Annotated in this window: 11 protein-coding genes, 1 tRNA gene and 1 pseudogene; 6 read left to right on the top strand and 7 right to left on the bottom strand. The window is 36.1% G+C overall.

What is annotated here, in order from left to right:
• Positions 1–83: 83 nt before the first annotated feature.
• Positions 84–386 carry a helix-turn-helix domain-containing protein gene (locus GWJ01_RS16875; protein ID WP_109393015.1) on the top strand — a complete coding sequence of 101 codons (303 nt, stop codon included), beginning with the start codon at positions 84–86 and terminating at the stop codon, positions 384–386.
• A gap of 597 nt (positions 387–983) precedes the next feature.
• On the opposite strand, the gene GWJ01_RS16880 is transcribed toward GWJ01_RS16875, so the two are convergent.
• The 6 genes from GWJ01_RS16880 to GWJ01_RS16905 form a co-directional block, all read right to left on the bottom strand.
• Complete coding sequence (locus GWJ01_RS16880; RefSeq protein WP_161711353.1) at positions 984–2,030, bottom strand: ABC transporter substrate-binding protein; 1,047 nt, start codon at positions 2,028–2,030, stop codon at positions 984–986.
• A 12-nt stretch (positions 2,031–2,042) separates the two neighbouring features.
• Entirely contained in the window at positions 2,043–4,184 is a 2,142-nt protein-coding gene (locus GWJ01_RS16885; protein ID WP_234566152.1) for a TonB-dependent receptor, read from the bottom strand.
• Positions 4,185–4,454: 270 nt separating this feature from the next.
• Entirely contained in the window at positions 4,455–5,234 is a 780-nt protein-coding gene (gene phsC, locus GWJ01_RS16890) for a thiosulfate reductase cytochrome B subunit (protein WP_161711354.1), read from the bottom strand.
• On the bottom strand, positions 5,231–5,809 hold the full coding sequence (locus GWJ01_RS16895) for a 4Fe-4S dicluster domain-containing protein (RefSeq protein WP_023581663.1): 579 nt from the start codon (positions 5,807–5,809) through the stop codon (positions 5,231–5,233). Before GWJ01_RS16895 ends, phsC begins: the two co-directional genes overlap by 4 nt.
• A 14-nt stretch (positions 5,810–5,823) precedes the next feature.
• On the bottom strand, positions 5,824–8,103 hold the full coding sequence (phsA, locus tag GWJ01_RS16900; protein WP_161711355.1) for a thiosulfate reductase PhsA: 2,280 nt from the start codon (positions 8,101–8,103) through the stop codon (positions 5,824–5,826).
• 873 nt (positions 8,104–8,976) lie between these two features.
• The gene (locus tag GWJ01_RS16905; protein ID WP_161711356.1) at positions 8,977–9,780 is read right to left on the bottom strand and encodes a sulfite exporter TauE/SafE family protein; all 804 of its coding nucleotides are present in this window, start codon (positions 9,778–9,780) and stop codon (positions 8,977–8,979) included.
• A 104-nt stretch (positions 9,781–9,884) separates the two neighbouring features.
• On the opposite strand from GWJ01_RS16905, the gene GWJ01_RS16910 reads away from it, so the two are divergent.
• The 5 genes from GWJ01_RS16910 to GWJ01_RS16930 all read left to right on the top strand — a co-directional run bounded on the left by GWJ01_RS16910 (position 9,885) and on the right by GWJ01_RS16930 (position 13,686).
• Complete coding sequence (locus tag GWJ01_RS16910) at positions 9,885–10,661, top strand: AraC family transcriptional regulator (RefSeq protein ID WP_109401868.1); 777 nt, start codon at positions 9,885–9,887, stop codon at positions 10,659–10,661.
• 195 nt (positions 10,662–10,856) lie between these two features.
• Positions 10,857–10,928, top strand: a tRNA-Arg gene (locus GWJ01_RS16915).
• A 362-nt stretch (positions 10,929–11,290) separates the two neighbouring features.
• Positions 11,291–11,530, top strand: a complete 240-nt coding sequence (locus GWJ01_RS19080; RefSeq protein ID WP_411909535.1) for a phage antirepressor N-terminal domain-containing protein — start codon at positions 11,291–11,293, stop codon at positions 11,528–11,530.
• Between the two features lie 18 nt (positions 11,531–11,548).
• The gene (locus tag GWJ01_RS16925) at positions 11,549–13,423 is read left to right on the top strand and encodes a colicin-like bacteriocin tRNase domain-containing protein (RefSeq protein WP_161711357.1); all 1,875 of its coding nucleotides are present in this window, start codon (positions 11,549–11,551) and stop codon (positions 13,421–13,423) included.
• Positions 13,423–13,686, top strand: coding sequence for an immunity protein (locus GWJ01_RS16930; protein ID WP_075670550.1), 264 nt, complete (start codon positions 13,423–13,425; stop codon positions 13,684–13,686). Before GWJ01_RS16925 ends, GWJ01_RS16930 begins: the two co-directional genes overlap by 1 nt.
• A gap of 2 nt (positions 13,687–13,688) precedes the next feature.
• Here GWJ01_RS16930 and GWJ01_RS16935 read toward each other — a convergent pair.
• Positions 13,689–13,878, bottom strand: a pseudogene (locus GWJ01_RS16935) (DNA polymerase III subunit theta).
• Positions 13,879–13,961: the final 83 nt, after the last annotated feature.

Genomic DNA, 13,961 nt, shown 5'->3' on the forward strand with positions numbered 1-13,961 from the left:
AATATATAGTTTTACATATTATTGCGCGGGAACACACCATTATAAATTAGATATCAATCAAAGTGAAAAGCGAGAACAATATTATGAGTAGCAAGTATCCAGTCGCTTATGCAGTTGGACAAAAAATTAAGTCATTAAGAAAATCTCAAGGTTATACTGTATTTCAGTTAGCAAAAGAGATTGATATTAGTGAACAACAGTTATTTCGTTATGAGCGTGGTGTAAACCGTATTGATATTGATTGCTTAGTTAGAGTACTTGAAGTACTAGGCGTTAATATTGGTAGCTTCTTTGAAGAAGTTACAGGTGGAATGACTCAAGAAACTGAGCATAATGAACAACATATTCCAGCTCATTTCGATAGCAAGGCTCTTTCTATCTTCTAATAATATTCTTAAATTAGAAAGTAACTCATTTTAGAATAACTAAACTGAGTAAGATAATTCTTATATGTAGGCGTTTCTCTTTAACTAGTTAATAATAAGAATTTTCTTAATAGATGATATAAAGCCTCTATATGAAATAAATGCCCTTATTAGGGCATTTTATGTTTATAGGGAATGATAATTTTTATTTTTCACAAAAAAAAGAATAATTATATTGCATATGAACCGAGACTTTCATGCTCGGAGAAATATATTCTCGTATTTATTTGTATGATAAAAAACAGCTAATCAATGCTTGCTTAGAATAAGCTATTCATAAAATTACCACTTATATTACCTACCATGATTTTACCTCTTGATAACATTTTTGAAGCTATTAAACCTATGACTTATGCGTTTCATACCAATAAATTCGAAAAGAGTGAATCCTAATATGATAAAAGCAAAATGTGTGCATTGGTGAAAATGTGTTATCAGATCAAAATTTACGTATTTATCATTAAATGACTATGTATAGAGAACGAGTGGTAATATCAAAATAGAAGTAGTATGGGTTATTGTTACCTCTTCATCGTAAATATGAAGAGGCGGTAACAATTAGTCTTTGAGGGGGTTAAGAATATGTTTGAGCTGCTGATCGGTGAGGGTGATATTAAAAAATGTTTTATAAAATTGTTGAGTCTCTTTAGAGATATCAATATGCTTTGTTTGTTCTGGATATAAAACAGTCGCTAACCATAAAAATTGTAAAGCTTCCTCTGTAGTTTCACGGCACCACCAAAATAAGCCTTTAGGGTTTGTGTAAACTCGGCCTGCACGTACGGCAGTGATGGATTGCCATTCAGGTGTATTCTTAATGATTTCAGTATCTCTTGCATACATAGTGACAATGACATCAGGATTGGCATGAATAACTTGTTCTAAGGAAACATCACCAGCTCGGCTTGGTACATTATCAAACCAATGTTCTGCAACGTTAACACCGCCTGCAAGTGTTATCCAATCATGATTTAACGAAGGTGCGCCAGATGTTCTTAATGGCGAACCAAAAGCATGATAGACCTTCATTGGTTTATTGGTGCTTATCTCGTTTACCGCACTTTTTACAAGTTCTTTATTTCGCTGAAAGTAAGCTAAATAATCTTTTGCTAATTGGTGACTACTTGAACCTAAAATCTCACCAGTGATCAACGTTCTTTCTAACAATGCATCCATTGAACCTGATTTTAATAATGCAACACTGATCCTTGCATTTTTTAGCGCTGTCATTTGTGCATCAGATAGTTTTCCTGTTGCAAAAAAGATTTGAGGCTGGCTAACAATTAATGTTTCGATATTCAGTGTGTCATTATTACCTTTACTAGAAATTGAAGCCGTTTTTATAGCGGGAACAATCTCGGTAAAAAAGGGAATAGTTTTGACTAAATCGGTTGTGGAAACAATTTTATCTCCAGCACCAAGCATAGCAAGTATCGCATTTTGAGCATTCCAACTCGTGGCGACTCTTTCGGGGGAGTCAGGAATAGTAATGGATTGATTTTGATAATATTGAACAACTCGTTGTGCTTGTACATTAAAGGAGATACTGAGAGCCGAAGCTCCCAGTAACGCAATGCACAGAGTTTTGAAAAAAACTTTATACATTTCGTTTTCCTCTTAGAGCTCAATGCTTACAGAAGCGGAAACTTGGCGAGGTGTACCTAAGAAAGCATTTGCTCCCCCAATTGCGCCATTTTGGTTACCAGAGAAAATAGATGCCCAATAATGCTCATTAGTCACGTTATCTAAATTGAGGCGGAAAGTGGTTTTCCTATCCCAATATTGTGTTTGATAACGCGCACCCAGATCGAGTGTGGTATAGGCTTTTGCCCACATCGTATTGGTGGTATTTGCTGCGCGTTTACCTGTGTAGTGAACATTGGCGCTATAGATAACATTTGGCAAGGTAGGGTAATGGTATTCAGCTAATAAATTAGCTTGATATTTTGGTACACCTACAACGTCTTTATCTTGTGTTTGAGGATTTCCTGTGTTGGTTAAAGTAGGATCTAACCAAGTCATGCTACTAAAAACGAAAAGCTCATCAGTGACTTTTCCGTTAGCGATAAGCTCTAACCCACGGTTACGTTGTTTACCTTGTTCTTTAAAGATATTGTCGTTACCCACATAGGCAAAAGGGCGCTCTAATTGGAAAATAGCCGCATTTAAATTAAGATCGCCAATTTGTGATTTAATCCCCATTTCCCATTGTTCGCTACGATAAGGTTTTAGTGCTTCATTTTTGTTGTCGGCAGTGTTTGGTGCTGAATCCCCTTCTTCTAATGAATCAGCATAAGAAACATAAGTCATCACTTCAGGAATAGGCTTAAACATTAATGCGACAGCAGGACTTAATCCATTTTCGGTGTGATTTCCACCACCAGCACGATAAGACGTTTCTTTGATCCAGTTTTGGCTTAGCGATCCCATTACTGACCATTGAGGATTAAAGGTAATGGTGTCACCTAGAGTAAAGGATTGAACTTGTGAGCGACTGTTTTTAGTACGAGCAGAGCCAGTGTAAAAGCCTTCATGAGAAGGATCATCGTAACGATGTGGATTATTAATATCTTGAGTTGGTAATGTGAATTTTTGATCATCACCATTTGCGCCATAAATATCCCAACGATAACCGCTAGTGGCGAGAATTAAATCATGAGATAGTGCGCCAGTCATCACATGACCATTAACATTGACAGAATTGCTTAAAACAGTAAAACGACCATAAGTTGTCGGTACTGATAACGTTGGTGTAAATTGCTTACCATCATGACTTAATTGGTTAGAAACAGAACGGAATCCGCGATCAGCCGTTTGATAACCAATTGCTACACTGATTTGCCAATCTTCGTTAAAATCATGTTTTAGTCGGCTACTTACTGTTCTGGTATGAAGATCAACGCCGGCAAAAGCTTGACCATAGCCAGCTTTAGTTGGATCTGGTGCATCGGGTAATGCACTAACTTTTGGTCCATAAGAGAATGCACCAGGGTAACCCATTTTTTTAAACCAATAATCACTAAAATTCACTTCTAACACAGTATCAGACGAGATATTCCAATCAAATGTGGTACTGATTAGCTGGCGACGTGTTTTGCTACCTGTGACGTAACCTTTACCTTCATCATGCATTAGATTAATGCGATAACCAAAAGTGTTGTTATCATCAATAAAACCACCTAAATCAAGATGGCCTTTAAATTGGTTATCATTGACATAAGTTGCATTAAGTGACGTTAAGCGTTTTAAAGTTGGACGTTTTTGTGTGAAATTGAATTGCCCACTTGGGCTTGCTGGTCCATAAAGTGAACCTGTTAGACCATTGATAATATCTACACGCTCAAGCATTTCGATAGGAAAGGCTGTAGTAGAAATAATATTCATACCATCTAAACGAGAGTTAGCAACAACATTGCCCTGCATTCCGCGGTTTTGAGGACGGCCAACATCCATACCGCCACGTGCTTGCATTTGAGAAGAGGCATTATATTTTAAGATATCTGCAACACTAGTGACTTGTTGATTTTCAATCATAGATTGAGTAAAAGTATTTGTTGTATAAGGGGTATCTAACCATTTTTTCTCGCCTAATGGCCCCATATCAACTTCACGAGTAACAAATCCCGCACCTGCTTCACTATTATTTACTGGTTGTGCAGTAACGACGATTTTTTCAGCATTATCAGCGGCTACACTTGCTGATACAGCTAATGTTTGTGCTATAGCACAAGCTATTGTCGAAATGATAAATTTCTTCACGATAGATTCCCAAAATGTATTTTTTAGTTATATAAACCCATCGATATTAAAAAATTTATATAACGATATATATCGCGAATGCAATGTATATCATTGTATAAAATTATATATAACGAGAGTGGGCGCCGACTATACACCGAATAACATGTAAATAAAATGATATATTTGCTAATAATAAAATTATGAAATTGTTTCTGAATTTAGATCAAAAAATGCCCGCTTAAGCGGGCATTTGAGGAAATGGATCGTAACAGAAGGGATCTTGAGAAATTAATGCTCTGTTTTTTCTGTTATTGAACTATGATCATCATGTTTTTGGTGACGGTGATGACCATCGATCATACTGCGGAATGTTTGAGTAAAAGTGTCACCCAGTGTACATAAGTAGAAGTGCGCACAAATAAACATTAATGCCACGATCCCTAATATTAAGTGTGCTTTTAGCATCCAATAGCCTTCACCAAGTACTTCAGGATATAAACATAATAATCCAGTAACCAATAACAGCGGCACTAAACCAAACATCACACCTAAGTAAGCGAGTTGTTGAAGAGGGTTAAACTTGTCAGTTTCAGTTGCTGCAAAAGGATGAGGCTCGCCTTTCATTATGCCATAAAGATAAAAGCGAGCTTGTTTGATGCAACGACCAATTAGCCCACTAAATCTTACTTTGTAATGTACACCATTACTAGTTGTTAGATTGATAAGGATAAAACCAATCCAAAATGCAATCAGTACAAAGCCACAGATCTTATGTAATAGCACCATTGAAGTGACATTACCGATAGAGAAGTGCCCTAAAAATCCACTTAATAGTAATAGGATAAACAGTAAAGCATTACCCCAGTGCCAAAAACGAATTGCTTTAGAGTATAAATAAACGCGTTCTTCTTCATAATGACCAGAATGTTTTGGTGCAAGGGCATAGCGTAGTAAGCCATGAATAACTAATACTGCTATCATAGCAACAATTAATAAACCAGCTGCCATTAACCATACAGGCCAATAATCTGGCGTATAATGGAGTTCTGCTCCCCAGATACTAGTCATGCTTTATCTCCCTGATGGATTTCTTTACGACGGAATAAACTTGGTTTTCCGACATTATCTAATTGGTATTGATAAACGGATTTTTGTTTGATCCAAGCCTGAATTTCAGGTGAGTCAATGCGACCAAAAGCAAGTGCATCTGTTGGGCATACCGATACACATGCAGGTAATTCACCTTCAGCTAATCGAGTATCAGAACAGAAGTTACATTTATCTGCGATATGCGTCATTGGGTTGATATAACGAACATGGTAAGGGCAAGCACCAACACAGTAATCGCAGCCGATACACAGCTCTTTTTTCACCTGAACGATACCATTCTCATCAATAAAAGAGGCACCAGTAGGGCAAACAGAAACACAAGGTGCATCTTCACAATGCTGGCAAGAAACACGGAAAAATTGGTAATGTGGATTACCCGCTTCGTCGTCATGAGGGCCTTGAATTTGGACTTGAAGCCGGCTAAATCCTTCAGGAATGTCATTGATGACTTTACACGCAACAGTACAAGCTTGGCAGCCAATACAACGTTTCTCATCATGTAACATGACAAATTGTTTATCATTATTGTTCATTGTTATTTTTTTCCTTAAGCCCGACTAATTCTGACACCTGATGTATGCACATCAGTACCTGATACAGGACTAATTTCATGAGGTAATAAGTTGCCACAGTGAACGCCTGTTGTAGTCGCTGCTGTTCTCGCACCTGCTTTTGCACCTGATCCCATATAAACAAATACAGTGTCAGGGCGAATGCCTTCCGTTATCAAAGCATGTGCTTTTTCTTTGCCTATACTGTTTTCCAGAATGATTTCATCACCATGTTTAATTCCATGGTTTTTAGCTGTTTCAGGGTGAAGCCAAACAGGGTTTTCCCACATTAATTCAGCTAATAACGGTACATATTGTGTTGCACCATTAGTATGAACGGCGACTTTACCTTGTATAAAATAAAGCTCGTCTTTTTCTTTTAATGGGAAGTTGTGGAAGCGTGGAATACCGTAGTTTTCTAAACGGCTTTCTAATTCTTCAGAGTAGATTTCAATTAAGCCACTTGGTGATTTAAAGGAGAGGGCTTTTTCCATTGTATTGTTGCTATCAACATGCTTAATTGCATCTGGATATTGCTCAACAAAGGCTTTTACATAAGAAGGTTCGCGTAATAACAGTGGAATACCATAAGAGATATAGCCTTTTTTATGCATCTCTTTATAAAGTTCTTCACTACCATTAACTTGATAAAGCTGTCTTACTCCCATATTTTCCCAAGGGAAACAGGCTTCTAATCCTAATGCTTTACCTAATTCCATCCAAATTAACCAACTTGGTTTAGTATCACCAATCGGTTCGACAACTTGCTGGCGTAATGCATAAGCTGGGTTTAACCCTGAAACATCAGCAACTTCTTCATCACGTTCTAAATAGGTACATTCAGGTAAAAGATAATCGGCATAAGCGGCACTTTCACTTAAATACACATCACAGCTAACAATTAAGTCTAATTTCTGTGCGGCTTTCTCTAGATCAGGACGACAACTCACTGTTTGGAATGGGTTATGACGAGACATAATCCATGCTCGTGTTTGATACGGCACGCCTTCTAATGTTGAATCGATAATTGATTGAACAATACCGCCACCTTTATTGATGTACTTAAATTGAGGAGCTGTAGCATCAATACGTTTTGCGGTAATTTCAGGCATACCTTTAACGCTTGGTTTCGCTAATTCAGGCGCAACATTAATACCTGCTAATTTATTGTATTTTGTCGCTGCTTTTTTCTGATACATACCGCCTTCACGTTCAATGTTGCCAAGTAACGCATTGAAGGTGAAGATCATTCTACGCATATTAATTTCTTCTTTATTAAAGGTTGCGCGGTGACCTGGCATAATCAGTGCGTGAGGTGCTTTTGCTGCAATCTCACGAGCAATACGAACAATATCTTTAGCTGGAACATCAGAATGTGCTTGAGCCCATTCAGGGGTTGTGTCTTGTAGAACCTCTTTTAATTGTGGGAAACCTACCGTAAATTTCTCAATAAACGCTTTATCGTAGAGATCTTCTTTAATTAAGATATGGCACATTGCCATTAGAACTGGCAGATCGCCGCCAGGACGGATTGCGAACCACTCATCTGCTTTACTTGAAACAACTGATAAACGAGGATCAAAACTGACTAATTTTGCACCACGCTCTTGCGCTGTCATTAACTCATGTGTTTCAGCAACTTCAATGCCTTCATAAAGGTTGTGACCAAAAGAGAGAATATATTTAGAGTTCGCTAAATCCATCTTAAGATCGCCACCCATCATAACGGATGCTGCAATGGCTTTGCCTGCCGGGCAAGTAGATGCGTGTGTAAAGGTATTTGGAGAGCCAAAAGCGGCAGCCAAATGGAAAAGATGAGAAGAGAGTGAACCTGATTTAGATGAAAAAGAGATACTTTCTGCACCATAATTTTGTTTTATGGCGTTCATCTTTTCTGCAATTTCTTTATAAGCTTGTTCCCAGCTTATCACTTCCCACTCACCAGCGCCTCGTGGGCCTTTGTGTTTCATTGGTTTGACAATACGATTTGGATCGTTAACGAGGCTAACGCCACTTCCACCTCTTGCACAAACTCGGCTACTTTGATGCTCTGCGTTTCTGTTTCCTTGGATAAATACAGTTTTATTGTTAACAACCTGAGCTTCTATCGGGCAACGATAAGAACACATTTCACATAGGCTAGGTGTTAATGTTGACTGACCCTTAAGAGAATCTACAGGATTAAATGCAAGTGCACCTGGTGGTAAACTACTCACGGTACAACCCACACATCCTATCCCCATCCCCTTAATGAAAGAACGACGACTAATACTCATATAACCTCCAGTTTCTTCTTATAGCTAAATATTATATACGGACGATTAAATAAATATTTGAAGGCGCCTCCATTTTATTAATCCATAAGTGATGAGTTAGTTGTAAATAATAAATAATAGAGAATAAGAAGTTAATAAATATCACTAAATAAATTAACTAAAATAGACAAAATTAAATGATAATTATTTTCTTCTATTAAATGCTATTATAAAAATCTGGGGAAGGAATAGGGGATTTTAAGGGATAAGGGATTGATGGATAGTTCTTTTAAATTCACGGGCTTATATGATTAATTTGTTTTATTAAAGTGTATTTAAAATATATGATTAATAATAATTAAAATTTGACAAAAAAGCCTATCGATATATAATTATTTATATATCGAAATGACATTATATTGTAATTAACTTGTTATTTAAAAATCATAATAAATAATACTTTTGATGTTATTTAAATCCAGTTTCTTCTTAAATTATCTTCTTCTGAAAAATAGCTAACTTATTATTATGATGATAAATGAAAATAAAATAGAAAAATAAATAGGTGTTTTTTTATACAAAAAATATTCATCGAGACGTGATCAGATTGATACTAAAAATGAGACAATTTATAAATTATTGTTCATTATGTTTAAATATTAATTAATGATATTAATCGTTATGGAACTGTGTCGTGATTGTCAAAAAGAGATATTTTTTGTTTTATGTGTCTCAATAACATTAATGCTAGGTGAAGATGCGTAGGAAAAAGATGAGGTGAAATGTTAAAAAATGGCGACTCTTTTGAATACTCAAAGTCACCATCTTATGTGTAGTCGTTATTGTTTTTTCCGTTATTTATTGTCTTGGTATTGTCTATATAGAAGAAAGGATTTAAAACAGCATGACAATTAAAACAAGACTCAATAACAGAGGATAAACTCTTGCGTGCCATTTATCAGGAATGCGAGATAAAAAGCGTTCAGAGATCTTCAAGCCAACCCAAGTACTACAAATCAGAATAAGTGCAGCTTTTAACCAAATATAACCAATAAAACCTGATTCACTATTTAAAGGTGACGTAAAAGAAAGAGCGACATAAGTAAATGTTGCCGTGAGAGCTAAAGGTAAGGTTAATGTATTTGCCATTGCTGCTGATTGTGCCATGGGGGTTCCTCTACGACGCAATAAAGGTACTGTCATCACACTCCCTCCAACGCCTAAAAAAGCAGCGATAATACCAATTACTGTGCCATTAACCGTTTCTCTTGCTTTAATCACTTTTTTTGAGTTGTGAGTCGGAGCCATAAAACCGGGGCGAAAATAACAATCTAAAATAGTGATAAAAAGATAACCAATAAAGATCCATTTGATCCACGTACCTTCAACTGTTAATGCGAGAAGAGCACCTAAGATCCCACCAAAAGCGATACCCATAAACAGAATGGACATGATATTCCAATCAAGCCTTTTGGCTTTATGGTGTTTAATGGTTGTGACTGTCGCAGAAAACAACATAATTAATGCAGAGGTAGCAACTGCGATTTGCATAGCATGTTCGGCAGGTAAACTGTCTATTCCCCAAAGTGTCAGAATAAGTGTATAGAGTAAGGGAACAGTAATAAAACCTCCGCCAAAGCCAAATAACCATGTTGTGATGCCTGAAATTAAACCAAAAGAAATCAGCCAGAGTGTCATTTCAAATCTCCTGTTGAGTCAGGAGATTAACAATATAGAATAAAGTGATGGCTTACCCACGCGATAATGACAAGTTTATACGAATTTAGGACAATTTAAATATTATGCGTAATATCGATATCAACAGTGTGGATGATCTTCCTCGTGATATTTTGGCATTAGGCTCTGATTATCCTTATGACACATTACTTGAAGCTCATCATCATCGGCGTGCGCAATTTTTATATGCCCCTAGTGGGGTAATGAAAGTCAAAACAGAAGATGGTCAATGGATTGTATTGCCTTACAGTGGTGTATGGATCCCCGCAGAAAAAGTACATCAAGTGCTAATGTTGGGTAGTAGTACTTATAGTCTCTATATTGAGCCTAATAAAATTCCTCGCCATTCAGAATGTTGTGAGGTTTTACAAGTTTCCCCTCTGCTTCATCAGTTATTACTTTCTGCCAATGAACTTCCTTTACTTTATGATTTAGGCGGGCGAGATAGCGCATTATTGACTTTGCTTTGTCATGAATTATCCCAAGCTAAGCCATTACCTTATTTTACGCCATTACCGCAACATGCTTTATTAGATGAATTGTGTACTGAATTTATGTCACGACCTAATATTCGCACAACACCAGAAATGTGGGCTGAAAAATTAAATAAGAGCCTACGTACATTTACTCGTCTTTTTCACAAGGAGACTGGACTTTCTTTTCGAGATTGGCGCCAAAAAGCGTGTTTAATGTATGCGTTAACCGCTTTAAAGAAAGGAGATTCAGTTACTGAAGTTGCTTTAGAGCTGGGTTATGAAAATCCGAGTGCTTTTAGTGCAATGTTTAATAAAGAGATGGGATATTCACCGAAATTGTTTTTAAAACGATTGAAAGAGTTTTAATAAAACAGACATATATAAGAGTAAACATAATCAATGATAATGATATTTATCAGATACTTTTTAAGTCAAATTGTATTGTTCAAAAAAGAAACAAAAAAATTCCTTCCAATATCAGTGCGTTAAAACTTGATTAATAGAGAGTGAGGGGGGTAAAATGTAGCCCGTCCATAAGTCATGCTTTATCTTCCTACGTATGTTCCCTTAGTTAAATGGATATAACAAGCCCCTCCTAAGGGCTAGTTACAGGTTCGATTCCTGTAGGGAACGCTCTGAATCCATTCGCATTAGTTCGCCTTTGTTCGTAAAATCCCACAAAATTCAATATACACAATAATTTCCTTTCCGTTGTGGTTCTTATTAGTTCGTTGGAAAACTTCTATCTTTATTGGATAAATTTTTTCTCCAGCGAGATTTTACCCAAAATGTTAACTGTAAAGCAGACATCATCATTTAAAGCAAAAGATAAACCGTATAAGGGCTCTGGTGGTATCTATTTGTGTCGGTAACACATCAAACATTCAATTTCATGGACAATAAATAATTACTGCGATGGTAGAAAGTATTGTTTATGTAGCAATGAAGTCGATTGTAGAAAATCTTGGTATGAGTTGGTTGATTAAATCAAAAAAATCAATAAAAACAATAATAAATACAACTTTGTTCATATGAATATGGTCGTTATAGATAAAGAATTACGTAATATTTTATGTATGGCATTAAAGAAATTAAATGGTTGGCTGCTCAGGATTAACTCATCTAAGGTGAAAGAAGGTATCCGTAACTATTCCGACTATAGCCGAAATCAGACGATTGTTTTGCAATTATTATTGAATGCACTGTATTTGTATACAGTGATTGTGTGCTGTTAAATATAAAAAGGAATTTATATGAGTGATAATGAAGATAGAGATATTCGGATTGAAATAACCGATGGCGTCAGTAGTCATGATTACTATGATTATGATGAAGATGATAATTCAAATTACACAGATAATGACAATGAAGATCGAGACAGAAACGAAAGAGAAAGAGATATTCAAGATGCCTCTGATATTGATTTAAACCAATATCCTGAAAAGTTAGTAATGGCATCAGCTGGCCTCCCTGCTTTAGGTTTCCTTACCTATCAAGGTGTTCTTAGTTTTAGATCAAGTCCATTTGTTTCCGCTAATATTAAGAGTGTCTTTTCTAAGTCATTGACAGCGTTAAAAGCTAGCACATTAGAAGCAATTTCTGTTGCTCCAAAACTGGCTAGAGTTACAGGTGTCGGAATTGCAATCGAAGGAGTGTGGCCAAGTAGTAATATTATGTCTACTCAAGCTGAAATGGCTCTGCTGGAAAAATACGGTGTTTTAGACAGAGATATTTTTGATAGAAATAAAGCTCGTAAAGTTACAACCATGCCTGCTGATATTGTTACTAATCAAATTAGCAACATTGGTAAAAAAACATCATTAAGTATACATACTCAGGTTATGTCTGCTTTAGATAAGAATACTGGAAAGCAACGAACCATTGTATCAACGGGTCAGGCTATTAGTATTCCAATCGTAAAAGCAACAGCAACAAACACACCAAATGTTTATACCGCTCCTATTATTGCAGGCGCAAAGCCAGTGCGTATTAGCGTTTCTGAAAATAAAGCGGATAAAAACAAACAAGTAGTCATTAATTCCAAGCCTAACGTTGGATACTATATCCCTTCATCCAAATTAAAGACTCATCATGCGATTGTTGATTTTGGTGGAAAGCATGAAGCTCTTTATGTCTCTATTATCGACGTTATTGATATAAATAATGAAAAGCAAATAGTGGAAAAAGAATGGGCTGAATGGTCGACTCTATATCCTTTAGAAGCCGCATTATTAGAGCTTGAAGAAGCAAAAAAAAGATTAGCTAATATTGACAAACAATATCAGGCTCAAGTCGCTGTTATTAATAAACTCAAAGCTACGCCAGAAGGTTTGGCTTTAGCCGACCCTGTTAAAAATCCTCTTGTTTATAAACAGGACAGCAAGCAATTAAAAATAACAAAACAAGAAGTTAAATTTAATGACAAAGAGTTATTAAAAGCAATTTTGAGTCGGCCTAATGACTATCCTAATATAGTTGTTCAAAAGTTAGTTAAAGAGTCTATTAAAGGCCCGCAGTTATTTGCTGTTGCAGCTCTTTTAAGTGCTTTATGTGATTCAATTTTAAAAACCCACGCTCAAATCGAAGATGCAAAGAAAAAACTGGCTCCCATTCTCGAATCACGCAAAAAAGCAGAAGGAAAGAAAAAAGCTGCTGAGGATAAGGTCGAGGATATAGAGAAAAAATTGGGTGCTTATGGTGAGGTAAATACCAAAGGAAAATCTAGTGGCCGTGAATTTAATAAAGATAAAGCTGGTGGACCAATTAAAGATTTAGATTGGAAAGATGTAAAAATCGATCGTGATGGCGTTGATAAAGTAAAATTACACACAGAGCGTTTTGGTGAGTCAGCTGATAACAAGGAAATGATTGATCGACTGGAAAAAATATTGCGTGGTGAAATAAAAGCTACTGATATTGACAAGCGGTTTTATACACATGAAATTAGAGAATTGGAACGGTATCGTAATTTAGGTATTAAAGATGGCGAGGTTCCGAATAATATTGATGAGGTTTGGAATAATACTCATACAGCGACACTAGAAGATTATAATATCAATGAACGGACGCAGCCTTTATATACACCAGAGGCTATCGAAGCATATGATAAATCTCAGGAGATAAGATAATGATTGATGTTGAAAGTATTTATAAAAACGAAAGCGTAGAAGATGTGCTTCTATATTTTGCCCCAAAAACGACGTACCCAAGCATTGATCGTTGTTATGTGAGATATAAATTTGAAGTTGTTGAAAAAGCTATACTTATAAAAACAATGGGTAAGCTTTTACAGGAAGGTAAATTAGCTAAAGATAAGAAGGGGCTAACAATTAAAGGTCCTAATTGGAAAGAGCCTAAATTTGTTACTCAAAAAAAATACGGAATTAAATAGATTTAAATCCATTTCGATGGATTTTTTATTTTCTCATTAAAGTACGTTCTCAAATGTGCCAGTTGTTGTTGTTGTTGTTCAACTTCGGACGCAACGACTGGCATGTTTAGACATTCTATATGCGACACCACTTGTGGCTAAATCGACATTGATTTTGTCTTTTTCTTCTTGAGTTAGGTTTGCGAGGTTCATAATGGATCCGGTTAGTTTTTGGAGAGTATAGCAGGGTGTGGAATTAAAAATGAGGGGGTGGTATAAAAGTATCACCTTTCTCA

Origin of the sequence: Proteus sp. G2618, from assembly GCF_009915995.1 — a bacterium.
In the GTDB taxonomy this organism is placed as follows: Bacteria; Pseudomonadota; Gammaproteobacteria; order Enterobacterales; family Enterobacteriaceae; genus Proteus; species Proteus terrae.